This is a genomic window from Pseudomonas sp. GM50 (genome assembly GCF_000282375.1).
Classification (GTDB): Bacteria; Pseudomonadota; Gammaproteobacteria; order Pseudomonadales; family Pseudomonadaceae; genus Aquipseudomonas.
The window spans coordinates 19296-44698 of sequence record NZ_AKJK01000001.1 but is presented as its reverse complement, the minus strand read 5'-3'; the positions used below and the strand labels follow the sequence as shown (position 1 = coordinate 44698).

At 59.0% G+C, this 25403-nt stretch carries 22 protein-coding genes; 20 read left to right on the top strand and 2 right to left on the bottom strand.

Annotation, left to right across the window (positions count from 1 at the left end; genetic code table 11):
- Nucleotides 1–69 precede the first annotated feature (69 nt).
- The 15 genes from waaF (at nucleotide 70) to PMI30_RS29210 (ending at nucleotide 15957) form a co-directional block, all read left to right on the top strand.
- On the top strand, nucleotides 70–1104 hold the full coding sequence (gene waaF, locus PMI30_RS29140; RefSeq protein ID WP_008004915.1) for a lipopolysaccharide heptosyltransferase II: 1035 nt from the start codon (nucleotides 70–72) through the stop codon (nucleotides 1102–1104).
- A 1-nt stretch (nucleotide 1105) separates the two neighbouring features.
- Nucleotides 1106–2167, top strand: coding sequence for a lipopolysaccharide heptosyltransferase I (gene waaC / locus PMI30_RS29145; RefSeq protein WP_008004913.1), 1062 nt, complete (start codon nucleotides 1106–1108; stop codon nucleotides 2165–2167).
- The gene (locus tag PMI30_RS29150; RefSeq protein WP_008004911.1) at nucleotides 2167–3288 is read left to right on the top strand and encodes a glycosyltransferase family 4 protein; all 1122 of its coding nucleotides are present in this window, start codon (nucleotides 2167–2169) and stop codon (nucleotides 3286–3288) included. Before waaC ends, PMI30_RS29150 begins: the two co-directional genes overlap by 1 nt.
- Nucleotides 3288–4094, top strand: coding sequence for a lipopolysaccharide core heptose(I) kinase RfaP (gene rfaP / locus PMI30_RS29155; RefSeq protein ID WP_008004909.1), 807 nt, complete (start codon nucleotides 3288–3290; stop codon nucleotides 4092–4094). Before PMI30_RS29150 ends, rfaP begins: the two co-directional genes overlap by 1 nt.
- On the top strand, nucleotides 4094–4828 hold the full coding sequence (locus PMI30_RS29160; RefSeq protein WP_008004907.1) for a lipopolysaccharide kinase InaA family protein: 735 nt from the start codon (nucleotides 4094–4096) through the stop codon (nucleotides 4826–4828). Before rfaP ends, PMI30_RS29160 begins: the two co-directional genes overlap by 1 nt.
- Nucleotides 4825–5577 (top strand): lipopolysaccharide kinase InaA family protein, encoded by a 753-nt coding sequence (locus PMI30_RS29165; protein ID WP_008004905.1) that lies wholly within the window; start codon nucleotides 4825–4827, stop codon nucleotides 5575–5577. Before PMI30_RS29160 ends, PMI30_RS29165 begins: the two co-directional genes overlap by 4 nt.
- Nucleotides 5577–7028: a lipopolysaccharide kinase InaA family protein gene (locus PMI30_RS29170; RefSeq protein WP_008004903.1), complete on the top strand. Its 1452-nt coding sequence runs from the start codon at nucleotides 5577–5579 to the stop codon at nucleotides 7026–7028. The genes PMI30_RS29165 and PMI30_RS29170 overlap by 1 nt, the downstream gene beginning before the upstream one ends.
- A 240-nt stretch (nucleotides 7029–7268) precedes the next feature.
- Entirely contained in the window at nucleotides 7269–7604 is a 336-nt protein-coding gene (locus PMI30_RS29175) for a YceK/YidQ family lipoprotein (protein ID WP_008004901.1), read from the top strand.
- A gap of 174 nt (nucleotides 7605–7778) precedes the next feature.
- The gene (locus PMI30_RS29180; RefSeq protein WP_007902547.1) at nucleotides 7779–9536 is read left to right on the top strand and encodes a carbamoyltransferase family protein; all 1758 of its coding nucleotides are present in this window, start codon (nucleotides 7779–7781) and stop codon (nucleotides 9534–9536) included.
- Nucleotides 9520–10650 carry a glycosyltransferase gene (locus PMI30_RS29185; protein WP_008004899.1) on the top strand — a complete coding sequence of 377 codons (1131 nt, stop codon included), beginning with the start codon at nucleotides 9520–9522 and terminating at the stop codon, nucleotides 10648–10650. Before PMI30_RS29180 ends, PMI30_RS29185 begins: the two co-directional genes overlap by 17 nt.
- A complete protein-coding gene (locus PMI30_RS29190) occupies nucleotides 10650–11546 on the top strand; it encodes an antimicrobial resistance protein Mig-14 (RefSeq protein WP_008004896.1) in 897 nt (298 codons plus the stop codon). Before PMI30_RS29185 ends, PMI30_RS29190 begins: the two co-directional genes overlap by 1 nt.
- 8 nt (nucleotides 11547–11554) lie before the next feature.
- Entirely contained in the window at nucleotides 11555–12988 is a 1434-nt protein-coding gene (locus PMI30_RS29195) for a PIG-L deacetylase family protein (RefSeq protein ID WP_008004894.1), read from the top strand.
- Between the two features lie 52 nt (nucleotides 12989–13040).
- Nucleotides 13041–13925 carry a DUF6625 family protein gene (locus tag PMI30_RS29200; RefSeq protein WP_008004892.1) on the top strand — a complete coding sequence of 295 codons (885 nt, stop codon included), beginning with the start codon at nucleotides 13041–13043 and terminating at the stop codon, nucleotides 13923–13925.
- Nucleotides 13922–15076 (top strand): glycosyltransferase family 4 protein, encoded by a 1155-nt coding sequence (locus PMI30_RS29205; RefSeq protein ID WP_008004890.1) that lies wholly within the window; start codon nucleotides 13922–13924, stop codon nucleotides 15074–15076. Before PMI30_RS29200 ends, PMI30_RS29205 begins: the two co-directional genes overlap by 4 nt.
- Nucleotides 15073–15957, top strand: a complete 885-nt coding sequence (locus tag PMI30_RS29210; RefSeq protein WP_008004888.1) for a glycosyltransferase — start codon at nucleotides 15073–15075, stop codon at nucleotides 15955–15957. Before PMI30_RS29205 ends, PMI30_RS29210 begins: the two co-directional genes overlap by 4 nt.
- 109 nt (nucleotides 15958–16066) lie before the next feature.
- Here the strand turns inward: PMI30_RS29210 and PMI30_RS29215 are convergent, their stop codons facing one another.
- On the bottom strand, nucleotides 16067–17932 hold the full coding sequence (locus tag PMI30_RS29215; RefSeq protein ID WP_008004886.1) for a bifunctional O-antigen ligase/aminoglycoside phosphotransferase family protein: 1866 nt from the start codon (nucleotides 17930–17932) through the stop codon (nucleotides 16067–16069).
- A gap of 156 nt (nucleotides 17933–18088) precedes the next feature.
- On the opposite strand from PMI30_RS29215, the gene msbA reads away from it, so the two are divergent.
- The 5 genes from msbA (at nucleotide 18089) to PMI30_RS29240 (ending at nucleotide 24333) form a co-directional block, all read left to right on the top strand.
- Nucleotides 18089–19891: a lipid A export permease/ATP-binding protein MsbA gene (gene msbA, locus PMI30_RS29220; RefSeq protein WP_008004883.1), complete on the top strand. Its 1803-nt coding sequence runs from the start codon at nucleotides 18089–18091 to the stop codon at nucleotides 19889–19891.
- A 328-nt stretch (nucleotides 19892–20219) separates the two neighbouring features.
- Nucleotides 20220–21641 (top strand): bifunctional D-glycero-beta-D-manno-heptose-7-phosphate kinase/D-glycero-beta-D-manno-heptose 1-phosphate adenylyltransferase HldE, encoded by a 1422-nt coding sequence (gene hldE, locus PMI30_RS29225; protein ID WP_008004880.1) that lies wholly within the window; start codon nucleotides 20220–20222, stop codon nucleotides 21639–21641.
- A gap of 120 nt (nucleotides 21642–21761) precedes the next feature.
- The gene (locus PMI30_RS29230) at nucleotides 21762–22736 is read left to right on the top strand and encodes a glycosyltransferase (protein ID WP_008004878.1); all 975 of its coding nucleotides are present in this window, start codon (nucleotides 21762–21764) and stop codon (nucleotides 22734–22736) included.
- Between the two features lie 3 nt (nucleotides 22737–22739).
- On the top strand, nucleotides 22740–23444 hold the full coding sequence (locus PMI30_RS29235) for a hypothetical protein (protein WP_008004875.1): 705 nt from the start codon (nucleotides 22740–22742) through the stop codon (nucleotides 23442–23444).
- 67 nt (nucleotides 23445–23511) lie between these two features.
- Nucleotides 23512–24333 carry a hypothetical protein gene (locus PMI30_RS29240; protein WP_008004873.1) on the top strand — a complete coding sequence of 274 codons (822 nt, stop codon included), beginning with the start codon at nucleotides 23512–23514 and terminating at the stop codon, nucleotides 24331–24333.
- Between the two features lie 63 nt (nucleotides 24334–24396).
- Here PMI30_RS29240 and PMI30_RS29245 read toward each other — a convergent pair whose 3' ends face one another.
- Nucleotides 24397–25362 (bottom strand): hypothetical protein, encoded by a 966-nt coding sequence (locus PMI30_RS29245; RefSeq protein ID WP_007902579.1) that lies wholly within the window; start codon nucleotides 25360–25362, stop codon nucleotides 24397–24399.
- Nucleotides 25363–25403 lie beyond the last annotated feature (41 nt).

Sequence of the window (25403 nt, the reverse complement as noted above, 5' to 3'; positions counted from 1 at the left end):
TCACCCCGAAGGTGCTGGATTCTCGAGGCGGGGAGGCGTATGCCTCCCCGGCTCGTTTTTGGAAACCACATGAAAATTCTGATCGTTGGGCCCAGTTGGGTCGGTGACATGGTGATGGCGCAGACACTTTTTCAGTGTCTCAAGCAGCGCCACCCGCAGTGCGAAATCGACGTGCTGGCCCCCGAGTGGAGCCGGCCGATTCTCGAGCGCATGCCCGAAGTGCGCCAGGCCTTGAGCTTCCCGCTCGGCCACGGCGTGCTGGAGCTGGCGACGCGTCGGCGCATCGGTAAATCCCTGGCCGGTCAGTACGACCAGGCCATCCTGCTGCCCAATTCCTTGAAGTCGGCGCTGGTGCCATTTTTCGCCGGTATCCCGAAACGCACCGGCTGGCGTGGCGAATTCCGCTACGGTCTGCTCAATGACGTGCGCACGCTCGACAAAGAACGTTACCCGCTGATGATCGAACGCTTCATGGCCCTGGCCATTGAGCCCGGCGTCGAGTTGCCGAAGCCGTATCCACGGCCGAGCCTGCAGATCGACCCGGTGACCCGCGACGGCGCGCTGGCCAAGTTCGGTCTGGCCCTCGACCGTCCGGTGTTGGCGCTGTGTCCCGGTGCCGAGTTCGGCGAGTCCAAGCGCTGGCCGTCCGAGCACTACGCCAAGGTCGCCGAAGCGAAGATCCGTGAAGGCTGGCAGGTCTGGCTGTTCGGCTCGAAAAACGATCATGCGGTGGGCGAAGACATCCGTGCGCGGCTGATTCCGGGGTTGCGTGAAGAGTCGGTGAACCTCAGTGGCGACACGTCTCTGGCCGAGGCCATCGATCTGCTGTCTTGCGCCGATGCTGTGGTCTCCAACGACTCCGGCCTGATGCACGTGGCTGCCGCGCTGAACCGCCCGTTGGTGGCGGTGTACGGCTCGACGTCGCCGGGCTTTACGCCGCCGTTGGCCGAGCATGTCGAAATCGTGCGCCTGGGCATCGAATGCAGTCCGTGCTTCGATCGCACCTGCCGATTCGGTCATTACGATTGCTTGCGCCAACTCATGCCCAAAGCGGTGAACGAAGCCTTGCAGCGGTTGCTGGGCACTGTGGTCGAGGTCAAATAGTTTGCGGGTACTGTTGATCAAGACTTCTTCGCTGGGCGACGTGATTCACGCGCTGCCAGCGTTGACCGACGCGGCGCGGGCGATCCCCGGCATCACGTTCGACTGGGTGGTGGAAGAAGGCTTCGCCGAGATTCCGACCTGGCACCCGGCCGTGGGCAAGGTGATTCCGGTGGCGATCCGTCGCTGGCGCAAGAACATCTGGCAGACCATCAAGAGTGGGGAGTGGAAGCGCTTCAAACAAAGCCTTCGCGCGACCAAATATGACTTGGTGATCGATGCCCAGGGCCTGCTGAAAAGCGCGTTGCTGACTCGCTACGTCAAAGCCCCGGTGGCCGGGCTGGACAAAAATTCGGCTCGCGAACCCATCGCCGCGCGGTTCTACTCCCGACGTCTGGCCGTGGCCCGTGGGCAGCACGCGGTAGAGCGAGTGCGTCAGCTGTTCGCGGTCGCACTGGGTTACGACCTGCCTAAAGGGCTGGGCGACTATGGCCTGAACGTCGAGCGACTGGTGGAGTTGCCGCGCAAGAATCCGTACGTGGTGTTTCTTCATGGCACCACGTGGGACACCAAGCACTGGCCCGAAGCCTATTGGCGTGAGTTGGCCGAGCGGGTGGGTTACCTCGGTGTGGCGGTGAAGCTGCCGTGGGGTAATCCAGTCGAAAAGGCCCGTGCCGAGCGCATCGCCAAAGACATGCGTCACGTCGAAGTGCTGCCCAAGCTGAATCTGGCGGGTGTCGGCAAAGTCCTGGCCGGAGCGCAAGCCTGCGTAGCGGTGGACACCGGTCTCGGTCACCTGGCCGCGGCGCTGGACGTGCCGACCCTGTCGCTGTTCGGCCCGACCAACCCGGGCCTGACCGGCGCGTATGGCAAGTCGCAGATTCACATGGCCAGCGACTTTCCCTGCGCGCCGTGCCTGCAAAAGAAATGCACCTATCAACCGACGGCCGACGATGCCCGTCGGTTCGACCTGAAACGCGAGTGGCCCCTGTGCTTCACGCGTCTGAATCCCGAGCGTGTCGCGAGCCGACTGAGCACGTTGTTACTGGCTGAGGAGCTGCGCTGATGCAATTGGCATTTGTCCTGTACAAGTATTTTCCGTTTGGGGGCTTACAGCGCGACTTCATGCGCATCGCCCTCGAATGCCAGCAGCGCGGCCATCAGATTCGCGTCTACACACTGATCTGGGAAGGCGATGTTCCGCCGGGTTTCGAAGTGCTGGTGGCGCCGGTCAAGGCGTTCTTCAATCATCGGCGCAACGAAAAACTCACCGAGTGGATGGAGGCCGATCTGGCCAAGCGTCCGGTGGATCGCCTGATCGGTTTCAACAAAATGCCGGGCCTGGACGTTTACTACGCCGCCGACGGCTGCTTCGAAGACAAGGCGCAAAACCTGCGCAACTCGCTGTACCGTCGCTGGGGCCGCTACCGGCACTTCGCCGAGTACGAGCGCGCGGTGTTCGCCAAGGATGCCAAAACTGAAGTGCTGATGATTTCCGAAGTGCAGCAGCCGCTGTTCATCAAGCATTACGACACGCCGCTTGCGCGCTTCCATTTACTGCCGCCGGGTATCTCCCAGGACCGTCGCGCACCGGCCAATGCGGCCCAGATTCGCGCTGAGTTTCGTCAAGAGTTCAACCTCAAGGATGACGATTTGCTGCTGGTGCAGATCGGCTCCGGGTTCAAGACCAAAGGCGTGGACCGCAGCCTCAAGGCGCTGGCCGCGCTGCCCGCCGAACTGAAAAAACGCACCCGGCTGTTTGTAATTGGTCAGGACGACCCCAAAGTATTCCAGCTGCAGAGCGCCACTTTGGGCCTGGGCGACAACGTGACGTTCCTCAAGGGTCGCAGCGATATCCCGCGTTTCCTGCTCGGTGCCGATCTGTTGATTCACCCGGCGTACAACGAAAACACCGGGACAGTATTGCTTGAAGCTCTGGTGGCCGGCTTGCCGGTGCTGGTGAGCGCGGTGTGTGGGTACGCCCATTACATCGCCGAGGCCGATGCGGGCCTGGTGTTGGATGAGCCCTTCGATCAAGCCCAACTGACTCAATACCTGACCGGCATGTTGAACGATCCAGATGCACGGGCGGCCTGGAGCCGCAACGGTCTGGCCTTCGCCGAGACGGCTGACCTCTACAGCATGCCGCAGCACGCGGCCGATGTGATTCTGGCGGAGCACGCTTAATGAAGTTGATGCTGGCTGAACCGTTCAAGAGCCTCTGGGCCGGGCGCGATCCGTTTGCTGAAGTCGAGGGCCTCAAGGGCGAGGTGTACCGCGAGCTTGAAGCGCGCCGGACACTGCGCACTGAAGTGGACGGCCACGGATTTTTCGTGAAGATCCACCGTGGCATTGGCTGGGGTGAGATTTTCAAGAACCTGCTGACCGCCAAGCTGCCAGTGCTTGGCGCGGGCCAGGAATGGAAGGCTATTCAGCGCCTGCAAGAAGTCGGCGTACCGACCATGACCGCCGTCGCTTACGGCGAAAAAGGCAGCAATCCGGCGGACCAGCATTCGTTCATCGTCACGCAAGAGCTGGCGCCCACCGTCAGCCTCGAAGATTTCAGCATCGACTGGGTCAAGCAGCCGCCCGAGCCAAAACTCAAGCGCGCCTTGATCGCCGAAGTCGCGCGCATGACCGGCATGATGCACCGCGCCGGGGTCAACCACCGCGACTGCTACATCTGCCACTTCCTGCTGCACACCGACAAGCCGGTGACCTTTGATGATTTCAAGCTGTCGGTGATCGATCTGCACCGGGCTCAGACCCGTCCGACGATTACCCAACGCTGGCGCAACAAGGACCTGGCGGCGCTGTATTTTTCGGCGCTGGACATCGGCCTGACCCGTCGCGACAAACTGCGTTTCCTCAAGGGGTACTTCCAACAGCCGCTGCGCCAGATTCTGGCCGAAGAAGCGGGACTGTTGGCATGGCTCGAAGGCAAGGCCAACAAGCTCTACGAGCGTAAGCAGCGATACGGGGATGCGCTCTGATGTCGGGTTGGACACTGGAACCTGCTTACAGCGATCTGGCAGAAGACTTCGGCAGTCTTGACGCGGTGTTCGCGCTCAAGGGCGAACAACTGACCCGCGATCCACTGTCCGAGGTCATTCGCGTCGAGCGCAATGGCGTCAACTATTACGTCAAGCGCTACGTCGGCGCCGGCAAAGGCCTGCGCCGTTACCTGGGCAAGCCGCGGGTGAAAGCTGAATGGCAGAACCTCAAGCGTTTCGCCAAATGGGGCATTCCCACCGCCGAAGTAGTGGCCTGGGGGCTGGAGCGGCGCGGCGCGGCATACAACCGTGGAGCGATGATCACACGCGAACTGCCGCATACCGAAGACTTGTCGGCCCTGGCTGACCGGCATGATCCGAAACTGGCAGATCGCGCTTGGGTCGACAGCATCAGTCGACAGCTGGCGGGTTATACCCGGACCATGCACGACCACCGTTTCACCCATAACGATTTGAAGTGGCGCAACCTGCTGATCGACGATGAGGCTAAATTGTTTCTGATCGATTGCCCCAACGGTGATTTCTGGAGCGGCTTCTGGCTCAAGTACCGGATCACCAAGGATCTGGCCTGTCTCGACAAGGTCGCCAAGCATCACCTGTCGGCCACCCAGCGCCTGCGCTTCTACCTGCAATACCGCCAATGCACCCGGCTCAATGCCGCCGACAAGAAACGGATTCGGCACGTGGTGAGATTTTTCGAGGGACGCGAATGACTGATTTTCTGGCTGCTGAAGACCGTGCGCTGCTTGAGCGTCATGGCCTCGGCACCTTCGATGCGCTGTGGGCCAAACAACTCGACGCGGTGGACGAACCCAACACCGGTCGAGGTGGCTGGAGCAGTGTGTTTCGGCTGGATCTGGAAGGTCATGGCTACTACCTCAAGCGCCAAAGCAACTATCTGACGCGCACGTGGCATTCGCCCTTTGGCGAGCCGAGTTTTGCCCGTGAGTTTCGTAACATCAGTCTTTATCAGAAACTGGGTATTCCGGCGCTGCAGGCAGCGTTCTTCGGTGAGCGCAAAGTCGATGGCGAAGTCCGGGCGATTCTGCTGACCCGCGCGCTGGACGGCTGGGATGACCTGGATTCGCTATTGCAGCGCTGGTCGGATTTGAGCGCAGCGCAGCACTCGGCCATTCTCAAGGCCTGTGGACAACTGGCGCGACGCCTGCACGCTGTGCGACAAATCCACGGTTGTTTCTACCCCAAACACATTTTTCTCCAGGCCACCGGCGACGGCTATCAGGCTCAGTTGATCGACCTGGAAAAAACCCGCCCGCTGTTGTTCGGCCAACGTGATCGGGTCAAGGATCTGGAGCCGTTGCTGCGTCGGGCACCGGAATGGAGCGAAAGTCAGCTGCGCGAGTTGTTGGCGGTTTATCTGGATCAACCATTGAACAGTTCGCTGGTGGACCACTGGGTATCGCGCCTGAGTGCGCGGCGCAGTCACAAGGAGACGCGTTGATGCGTTTGTCCGAACTGAAAAACGCCGGTCGCAGCCCGAGTCTGCCACTGAGCATTCCACTGGCCGATGCCGCGGGGGCTGCGGAGTTACAGCTGCTGAGTCTGCTGCGGGTGTTGCCGGGGCAGCGTTACGTTGGTGCCGGGGTCTGGCGCGGCCGGCCGGTGTTGGCCAAATTGCTGGTCGGCGGTAAAGCGGCGCGGCATTTTCAGCGTGAACTGGACGGCGTGCGTTTGCTCGCCGCTCAGGGGCTGACCACGCCGTTGTTATTGGCTGATGGCCTGAAGGACGGCGAAGGCGGCTGGTTGTTGTTCGATTTCCTTGAAGGCGCCGAGAGCCTGGGGGACGCCTGGAAACAGGTTGAACACTTGCCAGTGCTGGCGGATGAGCAATCAGCGGTGCTGGCCGAGGCCTTGGGCGCCATTGGGCAATTGCACAGCAAAGGCCTGTGGCAGGAAGACTTGCACCTGGACAACCTGTTGCGCCATGGCGGTCAGTTGTATTTGATCGATGGCGCCGGGATCTGTGCCGAGACGGCTGGCAAGCCACTGTCACAGCACAAAGTCCTGGAAAACCTCGGGGTGTTTTTCGCCCAGTTACCCAAATCGCTGGAACCCTTCACCGAAGAATTACTGGTGTATTACCTGCTGGGAAACGGCGAGCATGCCTTGCCCATGGAAGCGTTGCAGAAGCAGATCGACAAGGTCCGTCGCTGGCGTTTGAAGGATTTCCTGATCAAGGTTGGCCGCGAATGCACGCTATTCAGCGTCCAGCGCGGAGCGTTCGGCTTGCGGGCGATTCGCCGCGAGGAAGAGACAGCGATGTTGCCGGTGCTGGAGCAGGCCGATGCCTTGCTCGATCAAGGCCATCTGTACAAGACCGGCGGCGCGGCGAGCGTCGGCAAGGTCGAGGTAGCTGGTCGTACATTGGTGGTCAAACGCTACAACATCAAAGGCTTTGCCCATTGGCTCAAACGTTTCTGGCGCCCGAGCCGCGCCTGGCACTCATGGCGTGAAGGCAATCGCCTGGCGTTCCTGGGCATCGCCACGCCCAAGCCGCTGGCGTTACTGGAGAAGCGTTTTCTCTGGCTGCGCAGCCGGGCGTACCTGGTGACCGAGTATTTGCCGGGGCCGGACATCATCGAGCGATTTGCGCCGTACGTGGAAAGCGGCGAAGCGCCGCAAGCCGAGCTGCAGGCTCTGGATCACCTGTTCGCCGAGCTGATTCGCGAGCGGATCAGCCATGGCGATTTCAAGGGCCATAACCTGTTCTGGCAGCAGGATCGCTGGGCGCTGATCGATCTGGATTCGATGTGTCAGCATGGTTCGCTCAGTAGCTTTGCCCCGGCGTACGCGCGGGATCGGGCTCGATTCATGCGTAATTGGCCTGAAAGTAGTGCCCTCTATCAAGTCATTGATCGGCGTCTGCCCAAAAATATCTCCGGCGCTGCCTGAATCCCATCGCGAGCAGGCTCGCTCCCACATTGATCTCCTGCGAACATAAAAAGTGTGCCCGGCGCAGATCAAATGTGGGAGCGAGCCTGCTCGCGATGAGGCCAGAACTGTCAGTCGAGTTACCCAATGGTAGAAGGAGGACAAGTTCTTATGAACCGTCCTACATGATCTACAGACCCCATGAACTGTGTCCTGAATAGCCACGATGCTAGTTTGCCTGACGTTTTCGGAGGGCAGATTTTGACGATAAAAATGGCTGTGTTGCTGAGCACTTTCTCACTGGCGCTATCTGGCTGCGGGACCGCTGTCACGGTGTTGCAGGATGACGAAGCCGCCGCCCGCGGCCTCAGAAAGCAAAAAACCTACTGCCAGTCCATCCCTCGCATCTACAGCGGTCTGGCCCACGACTTTTGCCTGCTGCATGCGCCGCCTGATCCCACCGGTATTCTGGTGCCGGTTGTCTTGCTGGATCTGACCTTGTCGGGCGCGCTGGACACGGTAGCCTTGCCGTACACAATTTACCGGCAGGCAACCGACGGCAATATCAGGATTTACTGGCGGCCGGACCGCGGATGAGCGAAGGCGAACGCTTGGGCTCGACGTCATCTTCGCGGTGCTGATAAGGGCAGGGTCATTCCCGCCACGTTTACGCTATAATCCCGCCCTTTAGCTGTCTCTCGCCCCTTGCGAGGGCACATTAATTTTTGAGGCGCGTTGCGCCTGCATGCAGACTAAAGAGGCTAGACCCCTGTGGCATTGACGATTCTTGGCCTGTCCGGCGCCCTTAGCCATGATCCTTCCGCAGCCCTGTATATCGACGGCAAGCTGGTCGCGGCGGCTGAAGAAGAGCGTTTCGTGCGCGATAAACATGCAAAGAACCGCATGCCTTACGAATCGGCGAAGTTCTGCCTCGAGCAGGCGGGCATCAAGCCGTCCGACGTTGATGTGGTGGCGATTCCGTTCGCGCCGATCAGCCTGTTCGGCAAGGCTCGCTGGCACTACGCCAAGCGTTACTGGTACGCCCCGGACCGCGCCCTCGACGCGATCCTGATGGGCAACCGTCGCTACAAGCGCTACCGCAACAAGATTGTCTGGTGCCTCGAACAACTGGGCTTCGATCCGAAGAAAATCAAGATCGAGCCGGTCGAGCACCACCTTGCCCACGCCTCCAGTGCCTACCACTGCTCCGGCTTCAAAGAGAAAACCGCGATCCTGGGGATCGACGGCAAGGGCGAGTACGCCACGACCTTCTTCGGTTACGGCGAAAACGGCAAGATCCACAAGATCAAGGAATTCTTCGATCCGGACTCCCTCGGCGGCCTGTACGGTGCGATCACCGAGTTTCTCGGTTTCGAGATGCTCGACGGTGAGTTCAAGGTCATGGGCATGGCGCCGTACGGCGATGCCAGCAAATACGATTTCTCGCGTCTGGCCTCGTTCGAGAACGGCGAACTGGTGATCAACACCGACTACGCCAACGTCATCGGCCTGCGTCGTTATAAAGAGAAGGGCAAAGGTTTCTACTTCTCGCCGAAGCTGATCGAGTGGCTGGGGCCCAAGCGCGAAGGCGACATCGCCGACGAGCCGTACATCCACTACGCCGCAAGCATGCAAGCGCTGTTCGAGAAACTGGCGTTGCAGATGATCGACCATTACCTGGGCGATGTGCTCAAGGAAACCGGCAAACTGGCCTTTGCCGGTGGCTGTGCGTTGAACGTCAAGTTGAACCAGAAAATCATTGCCCGCGACGACATCAAAGAGTTGTTCGTTCAGCCTGCGTCCGGTGATGCCGGTACCGCGGTCGGCGCTGCGGCTTACGTGTCCCACGCCCGTGGCGTACCGGTCGAGAAGATGGAACACGTCTACCTCGGCCCGTCCTACAGCAACGAAGACGTGCTCGCTGCCTGTGCCCGTCACCCGAGCAAGCCGGCGTGGCGCAAGCTTGAGAACATGCCGGAAAGCATCGCCAAGATCATGGTCGATGGCAACCCGGTGGCCTGGTTCCAGGGCCGCATGGAATTCGGTCCGCGCGCCTTGGGCGGTCGTTCGATCATCGGTTGCCCGAGCGCGACCGGCGTGGCTGACCGCATCAACCACCAGATCAAGTTCCGCGAGCGCTGGAGGCCCTTCTGCCCGTCGATGCTCGACACCGTTGCGCCACAGATGATCAAGATCGATCACCCGGCACCCTTCATGACCTTTACCTTCGAAGTGGCTGAAGAGTGGAAGACCCGTGTGCCGGAAGTCGTCCACGAAGACGGCACATCCCGTGCCCAGGTGCTCAAGCGCGAATACAACCCGCGCTACTACGACATGATGAAGGCGCTGGAAGTGCTGACCGGTAACGGCGTGTCGCTGAACACCTCGCTCAACCGTCGTGGCGAACCGATGATCTGCTCGCCGACCGATGCCTTGAATATGTTCTTCGGTTCCGACCTGCAATACCTGATCATGGAAGACATTCTGGTGGTCAAAGAAGGCGCGGACGCTTATGACACGCTCGGCTGAACGCCATGTGCTGCAGTTCTGTCACGGCTATGACGGGCCGTTTCTGGACTGCGCCCGGCAGTACGCCAGCCTGTTCGCGGGGACCGGTTATCGAGTGACCACGGTGTTTCTGACCGGGGCTGCCGATGCCGAAGTCGCCGCGAGCTGTGCTTCCGATGAAGTGCTGTTCATGGAATACAGCTCCAAGGCCATTCGTGGCTTGAAGCTGGGCGCCATCGGCGATCTGCGCAAGATCGCCGCCTCGCGCAATTTCAGTTTCTGCATTGCTCACCGTTTCAAACCGATCTACATCGCCTTGCTCGGCACCTCGTTGCCGGTCATTGGCGTGCATCACGCGTTTGGCGATTACCAGCGCGCTACCCGCAAACTGTTCGCACATATTTTCCGCAAGCGCCTGAGCCTGCTCGGGGTCTCCGATGCGGTGCGTGACGACATGCGCCGTTGTTTGCCGAAATGGCCGGTCGGGCGGATTCAGACGCTTTATAACCGTATCGATGTGCAGGCGTTGCAGTCCAGTCAGGTATCGGTTCGTGAGGCCCGGGAAACCCTCGGTCTGTCGATGGATGCCTGGATCGTCGGCAACGTCGGGCGCCTGCATCCGGACAAGGATCAGGCCACGCTGCTGCATGGTTTTGCTGCTGCATTGCCGGGGTTACCGGCCAACAGTCAGTTGGTGATCCTTGGCAGCGGTCGGCTGGAGCAGGATCTCAAGGCCATGGCGCGTGAGCTGGGTATCGGCGATCGCGTGCTGTTCCTCGGCCTGGTGCCCGAGGCGCGTCGCTACTTCCGCGCTTTCGATGTATTTGCCCTGAGCTCCGATCACGAACCGTTCGGCATGGTATTGCTGGAGGCCATGGCTGCCGGCGTGCCGTTGCTCGCCACTGCGTGCGGTGGGGCCAGGGAAGTGGTTGAAGGCGTCGGCATTCTGTTTCCGCTGGGCGATGCCGAGCGTTTGGCTCAAGGGCTGCAACATATGGCCGCGATGGATGACCAGCAACGTCGCCAGTGTGCCGAGCTGATGTTCGACCGCTTGCGCGAGCACTTCTCCGATCGCGCGGTGCGCGACGCTTTCTGGCATTTGCCGCATGTCACCGAACTGGCACCGAGGGGCTGATGCTCAACCGATTTGAAGGCTGGCGCGAACGTGGCTGGGCGCAGGTCGACGCCTCGATTTATGCGCAGGCCTGGCAACGTTTTGGCGGCAGCGTCGCGACTCATCCCCTGGTGGTCGAGCGTCTGGCACAGTTGGCTGACATTCCGGTGCGCTATCTGGCCTGGGAACAGGATGGCGAAGTGAAAGCTGCCATCCCGACCTGGGGGCGCGATCTGGCACTGTCCAAGGACGTGCTCAAGCGCAGTGGTAAAAAGGGCCTGTTCGACCTCGGCAATGCCGAGCTGATCTTGCCGGCCGCCGCCGATGCCCAGGCACCGTTGCGTCATCGCGGACGTTACCTGTCGGCGCTGAGCGAAGGCCGTTTTACCGGCATCAAGCTGCAGGCCGAACAACTGGCCATGGCCCGGACGCCTGAAGAACTGTCGAAGAAGTTTCGCTACAACCAGCGCCGCGAATTGCGTCTTCTGGAAGAAGCAGGCGGTGTAGCGCGGCCGGTTACCGAGTTTTCCAGCAGCGAACTGGCGGCGATCTATTGCGACCTGTTCCAGCGTCGTTGGGGTTTCCCGGCCACCGGTGCCGAGCGTATGGGCGAGGTGATCGAGCTGTTGCGCGAGTTGCTCATTGGTTCAGTGATTTTCCTTAACGACGCGCCGATTGCGATTCAACTGGTGTACCGCGTCGAGGCGCCGGAGTGGATCAGCGTCGAGTACGTCAACGGCGGTGTCGATCCTGAAACCCGCGAATTCAGCCCCGGCAGCGTGCTGAGTTTTCTCAACACTCAAAGCGCCTGGGAACATGCACGCGCGCTGAATAAACCCCTGCGGTTTTCCTTTGGTCGGACCGACCGTGAGTACAAGGACCGCTGGTGCAATTCTGTGCCGGTCTTCACCGTATGAGCCAACCCATGAGCCGTAAACAGCAACTGCTCAAGCGCCATCGGCGCAATAAACGCATAGGCCTGTTGATTGCGCTGATGCTGTTGATCGCTTTGGGTGTGCTGGTCGCCTGGTGGCTGCCGCTGATGCTTGCGGTGCTGGGCTGGATTGCCCATGAGGCGTGGTTCGCCGACCATCTGTTTTATTCCCCCAAAGACGATTACCAATACAGCTTCCCGCCTTATACCCCGCAGCCCAAGATTTATCTGGACGGTGAGCGGCTGCGTCTGGATGAGGGCGTCATGTTGGTCGATGACGCTACGCTGGTGCTGGCACTACGGGTGAAAAGCACGTGGCTGGGGCGCTTTATCGATCCGGTGGTCGAGTTGGCGGGTGGCAATAATCCCGACCGGCAAACCTTTGAACGCGGTGTAAATGGCCTGCGTTACCTGAACCTGACGGGGCAGGCACAAGTGCTGTCACAAGGTGAGCTGCGTCTGCGCGGGCGTCTCTGCCGATTACTCGGCGAGCCCGTGCTCTGGGCGTTCGAGCAACCGGACTATCGCCGTCAGCGAGTGATGGTGATTGCGCCCCATGCCGATGACGCCGAACTGGCCGCCTACGGTTTGTACAGTCAGGCCGATGAAGCCTGGATCGTCACCCTGACCGCGGGTGAGATCGAAGCCGGGCACTATCAACAGATGGGCCTGAATACGGTGGAGGCAGCACGCCTCAAGGGCCGTTTGCGGGCTTGGGACAGTATCGCTGTGCCGCGCTGGGCCGGGGTGCCCGAGGCTCATTGCGTGCAGTTGGGGTATTTTTGTCTGCAACTGGCGACTATGCAGGCCGCTCCAGGCACGCCGGTGGGGTCGCGAGAAGCGGATTTGAGCGACACCCGGCTTTTTCGCCAACTGAATCCATTTGTCCTGCCGGGTGATGTCGACGGTGCGCCAACCTGGAATAATTTGCTGGCCGACTTGCGTGAGCTGTTGCTGCAAGCCCGTCCGGAAGTGATCGTGCTGCCGCACCCGACCCTCGACCCGCATCCCGATCACATCTGTGCTCAGGAAGCGGTTCTCCAAGCGTTGAAAGGGCTGGAATGGCAGCCGGCCACCGTGCTTGGCTATGCCAATCATCTGCACGACAATGATCGTTGGCCGATGGGTGATGCGAGTCATGGTATCGCCCTGCCGCCGGCATTCGATTCGGCAACGCCGATGCAGCCCTGCTGCCTGCCAATTGCTTTGGAGCGCCAGCGTGATAAAGCGATGGCGTTGGGTATGATGCACGACCTGCAGCCGCCCATGCCGTTCAAGCGCCGTTTGCGACGGTTGATACAGTGGCTGCTGGCCAGTAGAGTGCCATCCGTCTATGGAAAGAACGATTTCTTTCGTAAAGCGGTCAGACGCCACGAGTTATTCTGGGTTTTGAAGCATGATGAAACATCTGTAAAGCAGAAATGAAGCATCACGCGGCCTAGCATGGTCGCGCATTTAAGCAGTAGTGAGTATTTCTGTGATCAATCCATGCCCGCGTATTCTTTTCCTGATCCCGTACTTCGGTCATTGGCCGTTCTGGATGCCGTTTTTCCTCGAGAGTTGCCGACGCAACCCCGATATCGACTGGTTGCTGTTCAGTGACTGCGGTACGCCCGAAAATCTTCCGCCCAATGTAACTGTCGAGGCAATGAGCTTCAGTGAGTACTGCGCGCTGGTGTCGCGACGGCTGAATATCGACTTTGCGCCTGAGGCGGCGTACAAGCTCTGCGACATCAAGCCGGCTCTGGGGCATATCCATGTTGACCGCCTGCAGGGCTATGATTTCTGGGCGTTCGGCGATATTGATCTGGTGTACGGTGACCTGCGAAGTTATTTCACCTCTGCTCGGCTGGCCGGTTATGACCTGTTCTCCACCCACGAGCGGCGAGTGGCGGGGCATCTTTGCCTGATGCGCAATACTGCGCGCAAGCGTGAGTTGTTCATGCAGATCAAGGACTGGCAAAAGCGATTTACCGATCAGGCGCATCACGCACTGGATGAGGGCGCATTCAGTCGAATCTTCCTCTGGCGCAAAAATTTTCCCGAGCCGTTGTTCACCTTGGTGGGCAAGTTCAATCCCTGGCGTCGCCGCAGCGAGTTCACCGAGGCGTTCAGCACCCCGGGTGGCTGCATCAAGTGGCACGACGGCACGGATGATTTTCCGCATCACTGGTATTGGCGCAATGGCTGTTTGAGTAATGATCGCGATGGCGATCGCCGATTTCCGTATTTTCACTTCGTCTGCTGGAAACGCAACGAATGGTCGCGGTTGCCTCCACCCGATCCGGCCGAGGTCAAGCGCATCGCCGCCGAGCCGGCGTGGGTCATCGATGCGACTGGTTTTCACCGGGGAGAGTTATGAGTCAACGGTCAAAGGTTCTGCAATTGCAGCCTGACTACAACGTCAAAGCCCATGATTTTGCCGACTTGGCGGAGCAAATCGTCAAGGCGTTGCCGAGCGATCGCTATGAAGTGGTCGCGGCGTTCCTGCGCGGCAAGCCCGGGCCTGGCGAGGCGGTGAGCCGCGCTGACCGTTCGGTGTATTTCGAGTTTTCCGACAAGTCTCTCAAGGGCATGCGCCTGCGTGCGATGTGGCAGTTGTACAAGTTCTGCCGCAAAGAAAAATTCGACGTGGTGATTTGCAACCGTTTCAAACCGGTGAACATGATGCTGGCGCTCAATCGCTGGTTGAAAGTACCGCTGTGCATCGGTATCTCCCATGGTTTTGGCGAGTACGACCGGTTTTACCGGCGCCGCCAGACCCAGCGACTGGTCGATCGCCACTGGCGCTTTGTCGGCGTGTCGCCAGCGGTCAAACAGTACCTGCTCGATTGTGACTGCGGCTTTACCGATCAGAATACCTACGCGATCACCAACGCCATCGACATCGAGCAGGCTGAAGGTTTGCAGCACAGCCGCGAGCGTGCTCGCGAGTTGCTGGGCATCGAGCCGTCGGTGCGTCTGGTCGGTGCATTGGGGCGGTTGGTGCCGGTCAAGGGTCACACCTATCTATTGCAGGCTTTTGCCGCGCTCAAGGACAAATACCCGAACACCCAACTGGCAATCATCGGGGCGGGGCGTGAAGAATCGCGCCTGGCTGCGGAAATCGAACACCTGGGCCTGAGCGGTCGCGCGTCTTTGCTGGGTTTCAAGGAAAATGCCTTGCAGTATGTTCGGGCGTTCGACATCTGGACCATGCCATCCCTGGCTGAAGGCCTGGGGCTGGCGTTGCTCGAAGGCATGAGCGGGCATCTGCCGGTAATCGCCTCGAATGTACCGGCCATGTTGCCGCTGATTCAGGGCGCAGGCGGTCTGGCGATTACCCCGGCGGACGTGCCGACGCTGGTCGCCGCGCTGGATAACTACCTGGGGCTGTCGGACGACGAGCTCAAGGCCAAGGGCGAACAGGCCTACCGTTATCTCCAGGAACAACACGACATCGAGGTGTTTCGCCAGGAGTACCTGAACCTGATCGACTCCGGCTTGAGTCAAGCCCGCAAGGAACAATCATGAGCGACGCCCAACCCCTCGTCACGGTCATTATCGCGTCGTACAACCACGGCCGTTATATCGAGGAAAGCATTCTCAGCGTCCTCAACCAGACCTATAAAAACATCGAACTGCTGGTCATCGATGACGGCTCCAGTGATGACAGCGTCGAGCGGATCAATGCCTTGCAGGCGCTGCACGGCTTCGATTTCCGGGTTCAGCAGAACCAGGGGTTGACCAACACCCTCAATGGCGCCATCGCGCGCTCAAAGGGCAGCCTGATTGTGCCGTTCGGGTCCGATGACATCATGCTGCCTGAGCGTATCGCTACTCAGGTGGCGTACATGGATGGCAAGCCGGAGGTCGGGATCTGTGCCGGCAACATCGAGCTGATCGATGCCGACGGCAATCTCTATCCGGAGAAACGTCAGCGTCGCGACGTGCCGTTCCGTCGTCTGGATTTCGATGACATGTTCCTGGAGCGCAAGCCCTATCCGCCAGCACCGACCCTGATGATCCGCCGCGAAGCGCTGGACAAGGTGGGCGGCTTCGATCCGAACATTCGCCTGGAGGACTTGCTGATCGAGTTGAAGGTGACCCGCGCCGGTTACTTCATCGATGGCTTGAATGTGCTGATGGCGCGCTATCGCAAGCACGCCACCAACTCCTACAAGAATCACCGCTTCATGATCGACAACATCCTGCGCTCCTACGCGCTGTTCAGCGATCATCCGCTCTACGACGAGGTACGTTACAAGTTCCTCAGCTCGATGTTCCTGAAAGCCTCCAATCGCGATCGCAAGTTGGCGCGGGAGCTGCTGGCGCAAATACCATTCAGGGCCTGGAACAAGAAGACCTGGCGCGGTCTGGGGCGGTTGTACTTCTCGCCGCTGGAAAAAGACTGATTCAGTCTTGAGGCATACTTGGTAGCAGCTGGCGCAGCCTGCGCCAGCTGCTACCTGGAGTGCATTATCAATGCTTCAGCGAGCGATCTTCTCCCCGAAAGGTCGAGTATCAATGAGCCCTTGCGGGGTGCCCTCCGGCCTGCACTTGCCTGTGCAGACTGTCGACCGCGGATTTCGACGCCGTCACGGCGTATCCCTGCAGTAGCGCGTCAAAATGGTCCTCGAACAGCCAGCGCCGATCCTCGGTGTAACGCTGCATATGGCGCAGATTGCGCTGGCGCAGGGACAGGCTCAACGATGACGGATAGATGCGCATATCCGCCAGATCGATCAGGCCGAATTCTCCGTCGTTCAGTACCAGTACATTCCCCAGGTGCAGGGAACGAAAGTAGACACCTTGCTCATGCAGCTGTGCCATGAATTTGCCGAAACGCTCAACCAGCGCCTGACGCACTGCTGGCGCGGTAATGCCTTGAAGCACCTGGCGCAAGGTGCTGCCCGGCAGTGGCGTGTAGTGCACGGCGCTGCTGCCGTCATTAAGACGGTACAGATCCAGAATTTGTGGAGTCGGGATCCCCTTGTTACGCAATTGTTCGCTGTTGGCGGCAAAACGTTCGGAATAGGGGTTGAAGCTGCCCGAGGTGTACCAGCGGCGACGCCGGAACAGCTTGAGGAAGCTGCCATCGATCAGGCGCAGGACTTTGGGGCCCAGGCCATCTTCTTCGATCACCTGAGCGCTGGCGGTCAACTGTTGCAGGGCCGTCGAGGTCAACGTCTTGACCGGCATCGCCGACAGGCGCCTGGCTCGCTGGTTGATGCTCAGCGCGGCGATCAGTGCCAATGGAATCCACAGCAGGAACCAGTGTTCCTTGGGCCGGGAGATGATCCCGCCGCCTTCGGTCAGGCCTGCCCCGATGCCGAATACCAGCCAGGTCGAGGCGATGATGAACAGCGGTTGCAGGCGATTCCGCCAGCTGCTCAGCAAACCCCAGGCCTGGAAAAACAACCATGGCAGCAGCCCGAAGATGCCGACGTAGTAAAGCACGCCCAAGGCGAAGCTATGAGGCTCCTGCAAGGTGTAGCCGATACCCGGGTCGAGGGTCAGGCTGGCGTTGTAGCCATGACCTATCCACGGGTGATCGGCAATTTTTTGCAGGGCCAACTGCCAGATTTCGAGGCGATAGGAGTCGCCGCGTTCGATGATCATCTGCGAAAGCAGCAAGGCGACCGCTGTCCCGCTGATAAACAGGGCACCCAACAGTACGATGGTGCGACGGTTCCAGCAGATGAAACTCAGCCAGAATGCAGCCAGTGTCAACGCAACCAGCGGCGTTCTGGAGCCAGTGGCAAGCACCGCGGCGAACATGATCGCCATCGCCGGGATACTCAGCCAGAGCAGCCGGCGACGTTTGCAGGTCATGCTCAGGCTCAGCCAATAGGTACAAAAAAAGCCGAATACGTGGGAGCTGAGGAGCGGATTGTCGAATGCGCCGCCACCGATCAGGCGCATGCCCGGTTCGTAGATGCGGGCAAACATGAACAGGTTGTAGACCGAAGCGATCAGACTCACCACGGCGGCGCTGAATAGCAGGGGTTGAACGATGTCGCTACGGTAACGCACCAGCAGATAGCAGCCAGCGAACAGCAATAGTGTGTGCAAGGAGGGTTTGAACTGGCTAGCGACACGGTGCTCCATCGGCGGTCCCCAGCTCAGGCTGAGCAGCGCCCAGGCGACGAACAGCAGCAGCGCGACAAAGATTGGCTCGCGGAGCAACTCTTTGAATTCTCGCGGACGCAGGCAAAGGGCAATCAACGCTGGAATGCTGAACAGGCCATAGAAAAGCTTGTGATGCAGGCTGCGCCCGGGCAGAAAGAACAGGGCGCACAGAAGCAAGAGATAGCCGAGAGGAAGAATCCAGAGGCAAATGAAATCGAAGACTCGATTGGACGTGCTGTTGAAACCACTGAGTTGCATGCTGAAAGATTCAATCCTGAAGTTGATCGGCCATCTTGGGGTGATGGCTATTTGATGCTGAATATGACGCCTAACAATAACAGCCTTTATGCGATTGCCAGAACCCTGAAGAAGCTGTGCTAAAGTCAGCGTCCTTTTTATCGACATTCGCGTGATATGACCGACTCCAGTCTCGCTGCAAGCCCATCGAGCTTGAAAATCTACTTCCGTCTGCTCGGCTATGTCCGGCCGTACATCAGTCTGTTCCTGATCAGCATTGTCGGTTTTCTGATTTTCGCTTCGACTCAGCCAATGCTCGGCTACATCCTCAAGTACTTCGTCGACGGGTTGTCCAACCCTGAAGCAGTGCTGTTTCCAAGCGTGCCGTACCTGCGTGACCTGCAACTGCTGCAGGCGGTGCCCTTGCTGATCATTCTGATTGCCGCGTGGCAGGGGCTGGGATCTTATCTGGGCAACTACTTCCTGGCCAAGGTTTCCCTCGGGCTGGTTCACGACTTGCGGGTGCAGTTGTTCAACAATCTGCTGGTCTTGCCCAACCGCTACTTCGACAAGCATAACTCGGGTCATCTGATTTCGCGCATCACCTTCAACGTGACCATGGTCACGGGGGCGGCCACGGATGCGATCAAGGTCGTAATCCGAGAAGGCATGACGGTGATCTTCCTGTTCGCCTCGCTGCTGTTCATGAACTGGCGCCTGACGCTGGTCATGGTTGCGATCCTGCCGTTGATCGCCTTGATGGTGCGTACCGCCAGCAAGAAATTCCGCAAACAGAGCAAGAAGATCCAGGCCGCCATGGGTGACGTGACCCACGTGGCTTCGGAAACCATCCAGGGCTATCGCGTGGTGCGCAGCTTCGGCGGCGAAGTCTACGAACAGAAGCGCTTCTTCAACGCCAGCCAGGGCAATACCGACAAGCAACTGCGCATGACCCGTACGGGCGCCATCTATACGCCGCTGTTGCAACTGGTGATTTACAGCGCCATGGCGGTCCTGATGTTCCTGGTGCTGTTCCTGCGCGGTGATGCGTCCGCCGGTGACATGGTGGCCTACATCACCCTGGCGGGCCTGTTACCCAAGCCGATCCGCCAATTGTCCGAAGTCAGTTCGACCATCCAGAAAGGTGTCGCCGGCGCCGAGAGTATCTTCGAGCAACTGGACGTCGAACCCGAACTCGATAAAGGCACCATCGAGCGCGAGGCCGTCAGCGGTCGGCTGGATGTGCGCCACCTGAGCTTCACCTACCCGGGCACCGAGCGGCAGGTACTCGATGACATCAGTTTCACGGTAGAACCGGGGCAAATGGTGGCGTTGGTGGGGCGTTCGGGCAGTGGCAAGTCGACCCTGGCCAACCTGATTCCACGCTTCTATCACCACGACAAGGGCGAGATCCTGGTTGATGGCGTTGAAGTGGAACAGTACAAACTGCTGAATCTGCGCAAGCACATTGCTCAGGTGACCCAGCATGTGACGCTGTTCAGCGATACCGTGGCCAACAATATCGCGTATGGCGATCTGGCCGGCGCACCCCGTGAAGACATCGAGAAAGCGGCAAGAGACGCCTACGCGATGGACTTCATCGCGCAGTTGCCCGAAGGCCTGGACACTCAGGTCGGTGAGAACGGCGTGTTGTTGTCCGGCGGTCAGCGCCAGCGTCTGGCGATTGCCCGGGCCCTGCTGAAAAATGCGCCGTTGCTGATCCTCGACGAAGCCACTTCTGCCCTCGATACCGAATCCGAGCGGCATATTCAGGCCGCACTGGATCAGGTCATGAAAGGCCGGACAACTTTAGTCATCGCTCACCGTCTGTCGACCATCGAGAAAGCTGACCTGATTCTGGTCATGGATCAGGGCCGTATTGTGGAGCGCGGCACCCATGCCGAACTTCTGGCGCAGAACGGTTACTACGCCCGCCTGAACGCCATGGGCCTCGACGCCCCGGCTGAAGATATCGCCTGACCGTTGCGAGGGTGAGCCCGGCTCACCCTCGCGTTCACCGGCGTGCAACGCGTCCCGGTGCTTGTCATCAGCCCCTTGCGCTTTGACCACGCCGGAGTAAATCTCGACAACGCGCTTGTTTAAGGTTCCCTCAACTGAAACGTCGCTGACAGTGCTGGATCGACACCAGGATCTGCAACGTGCGGTCGCTGTCGGCGGCGATCGGTATTTCTGCTCAATAAATGAGCAGAGCCCCCCTGCCAATTCATCCGGTTGCAGCCGTCGCGCTAGCCAGCGCCAACCCTGTGCTAATATCGCGCCCCTGTTCATTTTGTATGTGGGTTGCTCCATGAAGTTGTCCATGCCGCGATTCGATCAAGCCCCTGTCTTGGTGGTCGGCGATGTCATGCTCGACCGTTACTGGCATGGTGGTACCTCACGGATTTCCCCTGAGGCGCCGGTACCGGTAGTCAAAGTCGAGCAAATCGAGGACCGCCCGGGCGGTGCCGCCAACGTTGCCTTGAACATTGCCGCGCTCGGTGCGCCGGCCTCGCTGGTCGGCGTGACCGGCGACGATGAGGCTGCCGACAGCCTGGTCAATAGCCTCAAGGGCGCTGGCGTGCGAGCGTTGTTCCAGCGCATCGCGCACCAGCCGACCATCGTCAAGCTGCGGGTGATGAGCCGCCACCAGCAATTGCTGCGCATCGACTTCGAAGAACCTTTCGCAACCGACGCCCTGGCGCTGGGTGAGCAAGTCGACGAATTGCTCGAAGGCATCAAGGTGCTGGTGCTGTCCGACTATGGCAAAGGCGCGCTGAAAAACCATCAGGTGCTGATCCAGGCCGCCCGCGCCCGTGGGATTCCGGTGCTGGCCGATCCCAAGGGCAAGGATTTCTCGATCTACCGCGGCGCGAGCCTGATCACCCCGAACCTCAGTGAATTTGAAACCATCGTCGGTGGTTGCGCCGATGAACACGAGTTGGTGAGCAAGGGCGCGCAGCTGATGCACGACCTCGACCTCGGCGCCTTGCTGGTGACCCGTGGCGAGCACGGCATGACCTTGCTGCGCCCGGATCATCCGGCGCTGCACCTGCCGGCTCGTGCCCGCGAGGTGTTCGACGTGACCGGCGCCGGTGACACGGTGATTTCTACCCTGGCGGCGGCGATCGCCGCTGGCGAAGAACTGCCCCACGCGGTGGCCCTGGCCAACCTGGCGGCGGGCATCGTCGTCGGCAAGCTCGGTACCGCGGCCATCAGTGCCCCGGAATTGCGTCGTGCGATTCAGCGTGAAGAAGGTTCCGAGCGTGGTGTGTTGGGGCTGGAGCAGCTTTTGCTGGCAGTCGACGACGCACGTGCACACAACGAGAAGATTGTGTTCACCAATGGCTGCTTCGACATCCTGCATGCCGGCCACGTGACCTACCTCGAACAGGCGCGTGCCCAAGGCGATCGTCTGATCGTGGCGGTCAACGACGATGCGTCGGTGAGCCGCTTGAAAGGGCCGGGTCGGCCGATCAACAGCGTCGACCGTCGCATGGCTGTACTGGCCGGTCTGGGCGCAGTGGATTGGGTGATCAGCTTTGCTGAAGGCACACCGGAAAACCTGTTGCGCGAGGTCAAGCCGGACGTACTGGTCAAGGGTGGGGACTATGGCATTGAGCAGGTAGTCGGGGCGGACATCGTCACCGCTTATGGCGGGACAGTGAAAGTGCTGGGGTTGGTGGAAAACAGCTCGACCACGGCGATTGTCGAGAAGATCCGCAACCATTGAAGTGAACGTCTTCCGTTTTGTACTGTATGTGAGCGGTTTTACCCTGAGGGTATAACCGTTCCCGTTGATGTTGCCAGGTACGAACCCGCGCTTAGCTGCTTTTGTCTCGGTAATGAATGAATGAAAGTCATGCTTCTGGTGATGGACGAACAACGAGTCATTCTGGATCGGCTGTATGAGATCGTGCAGCAGAACTGCGATGAGTGTGTCGTCTATCGTCTGAGCAAAAAACAGCAGATGAAACTTGGTCCGTTTCTCGCCTCGGTCAATTATCAGAACTTCGACCGGGTGGTGATTTTCTCCAGAGTCAAGCGCCTCGCCCCGCAACTCAGTGTTCTAAAATGTATTCCCGGTCTGATTTTTCTCGAGCATGACGCCTATCAGAACTACATGCCCGACAGTAAATACCTACGGGTATATTCGCGCCTGTACAGCCGTCTCCCAAGTGCTCGCGTACTGGTTTCTGGAGCTATAGTTGCGCGTCGGATGCAAGCTGAAAATATTGATGCAGTGTTCGTTTCAAAAGGATATGACGAACAGATGCTGCATAACATGGACGGTGTCCGAGACATTCCGATCGGTTTTCTGGGCAGTCTGAAAAGTACCGAGTATGCGCAACGCAAGGCACTCCTTGAAGCGCTTTCTCAGCGCACCGGCATGCTGGTCGCCCGCACCAAGTCAGGCACCGAGTACCTGGAAATGCTCAATCGCATCAAGATTTTTGTCAGTGCCGATATCGGCATGAACGAATTCATGATCAAGAACTTTGAAGCGATGGCGTGTGGCTGTGTACTGTTGGCCTGGAGCCAGGGTGAAGAAGACGAGTTGCTGGGCTTTCGGGATATGCACAACACGGTGTTCTATCGTTCCGAAGATGAAGCTGTGGAAAAACTCGAGCTATTGCAGAGTGATCCTTTGCTGACGGCTCGTATCGCCAGTAACGGACAGGCATTCGCGCAGAGCCAGTATTCCTTTGCCCGGGTGGGGCGTACGCTGGCCATCGAGATACAGCGTGAAATGCGTCCCTGGCAACCACCTTCATCGTTAACTCGCCTGTGGGTGAAGGTACGCCACGGGATGAAGGTTCCGGAGTAGATGATGGAATATCAAAAGCCTCAAGCCTGTGAGCAAGTAGCGCTGGATACGATGCCTGGTGGGCACCAGTCTGTTATGGATGGACTGCCCGAGGAGCTGAAAGAGTGCTTGCGCAAGGCCGCTCGTGTTGTGCTTGTAGCCAATAATCCGGCTATCACGTCGACCGATTTCCAAGCGTTGAATATAGGCATTGATGACGTAGTGGTCAGCTTCAACACCTGTATTAAATCGGGACTGCTTTGCCCACAGAGCGTCAATGTATTCGTGCATGGTTTCAATGCGCCGGACGCGTACTTTTTCGGCCTTCCCTATGGACCTGAAGTGCAGTGCCTTTTTGAGAACGCCGGCGGGCGTTGTTTTACGATGCTGGTGGGAAGCACGGAGGCAATGTGTCCTTTGCCGCGAGTGGCTCTTTATTGGGAGCGGATACCGTTACCGGCATTGTGGAACTACCCGGTCGATCGACCAGGAGGCAAACGTTATGTTGGACCGTCCACTGGTTTCAATGCGCTGGTGTTGTTCGATTGGCTGCGCAGCCACGCCGGTTATACTTACCAACTGATGACATTAGGTTTTTCCAACGAAGCGGGAAAACTCTGGGGTGGGCATGCCTGGGACTATGAGCGGGACTGGTTGCAGAAGTCGGACGTCATCGTCGTACCTCTGCAGCGTCGTAGTTGGTGGCAAGTATTGCTTCGTCGCAAATAAATGATGGTTTGTGACCGGTCGCCAGTAGAGTGCCGAAAAGGCTCGATTTTTTCAGGGGTGTTGTCGAGTGTTGAATATTGCGGTGGCTTTTTTTGGTATTCCAAGAAATTCGGAAATCTGCTTTCCCTCCATTCAAGAAAACGTTTTTGCGCAGCTGCCTTCGAACAGCAACGTAAAGTGCTTTTATCATCTCTATAAAATCGACGAAATCCAGAACGCACGCTCAGGTGAGAGAGGGGCGCTGACAGCGGACAACTATGAGGCTTTTGAGTCTATGACCGGCCGACTCACCTCAACGGAAGGTGTTCTGGAGCATTGGAATTTTGAACAAGTAAAGGCACTCGGCGATACGTGGGCTGATGAGCACGCATCACTTCGCAACCTGATCTATCAGCTGAATTCGCTGCACACCGTCACCGCCATGATGGAGTCCTTCAATCCTGATTTCGTAGTATTCGTGCGACCGGATAATTTCTATCACACACCGCTTCCCACTTATGTGTTCAAGCACCCCAATGCCAGGCGGTTGAATACTTACATCCCTGATTGGCAGTGGTGGGGAGGATTGAACGATCGTTTTGCCATTTGTGGACGGGATACCTACATGGCTTATGGGAAACGGATTGAGCACATCTTCGACTTCTGTAAAGCGACAGGAAGGAAGTTACATTCCGAACGGCTGCTCAAATACGTGCTGCAACAGGCTGGCGCCAGGATCTGCACCATGGATACCAAGGCCTCCCGTGTTCGTATCACGGGTGCATTTGCTGATGAGTCGTTTTCTCCCAAACGGGGTATGGGCAAGCGCGAGAATCGCTACTTTCATCTGTTTGCGCAGTTTCGCACGTTCATGGACAGGCAACGATCGGACAAGACGGAAGCCCCGTGAGAGGTGGTTTTTGATCGTACCTCCACTGTAAGAATCTCACTTACGCCCACGACAATTTCACAGTTACTTACGCAGTGTTCCCTGCACCAGTCTCACCAGTCGCAGAGCTTTGACGCTCAGTTGCTTCAACCCTTGTTGCCGGGCTTTCGGTACTCCCACTCCTTGTTGTGCGATCCAGTCCTTCCAGCGAATACGTTCTTCGCGCACTACCCAGCCTTCTTGGATAGCAAAGCTCTCTGCCAGATACAGTCCACGGGTACTGGCCGGTAAAAGCTTATCGCGCTTGAGCGTATACAGCTCGGGAAGGGGCACTCCATCTTCAAGTGGCATCAGATACAAATCAGGGCGTTTGCGATCGAGCCGGGCCACCAATTGATCGCCCTCCAGCCGTTCGTCCACATGGAACAGGCTCAGGGATTTGGCTTCCTTGGGCACGTCCAGGCGCAAGTCATAGATCAATTGCAGCGACGCGGTCGGCAAATGCACATAGGCCCGGGGGCGCTCGATCAGCGGCATGTTGGCGCAGCGCACCGGCCGCGCCGAACCGGACAGCGGTGTCAGGCGAAACGGCAGGGCTTCGCGGTAATGCAGGGCGGACGAGTAGGGCGCGGGCAGCCAGGTGTCGTTGAAACGCCCGCTGAGCCAGCCTTCCGGGGTTTCCAACAGGCACTCTTCGGCGATTTCCTGGGTCGCCGTGTGCAGCGGCAGGGTCAGTTCATGGGCCGGCACGTAACCCGAGATCAGTTTGAGTACCACGTCGCCGCGGTCCTGCCGACGTTGACGCACCAACACCCAGTAATCGCGATTCTGCCAATGCAGGGTCAGGCGCACCGAAACCCCGAGGTTCGCCAGCTCCAGGGCAAACCGCTCGCTGTCGGGCACCGTTACCGGACGGCGGCGCTGCAAAGTCTGGGAGAAATTCAACGGCATCCCGACGCTCTGGTAACTCAGGCCTTCGGGTGTCGCTTCGACGAATAACGGCAGGGTCTTGAAGTTGCTCGGGTTCTTTCTTATCAGCGTACGCGGCATGTCGGCTCCTGCTTAAGGCCGCGTGGGCGGCATCAATGGCT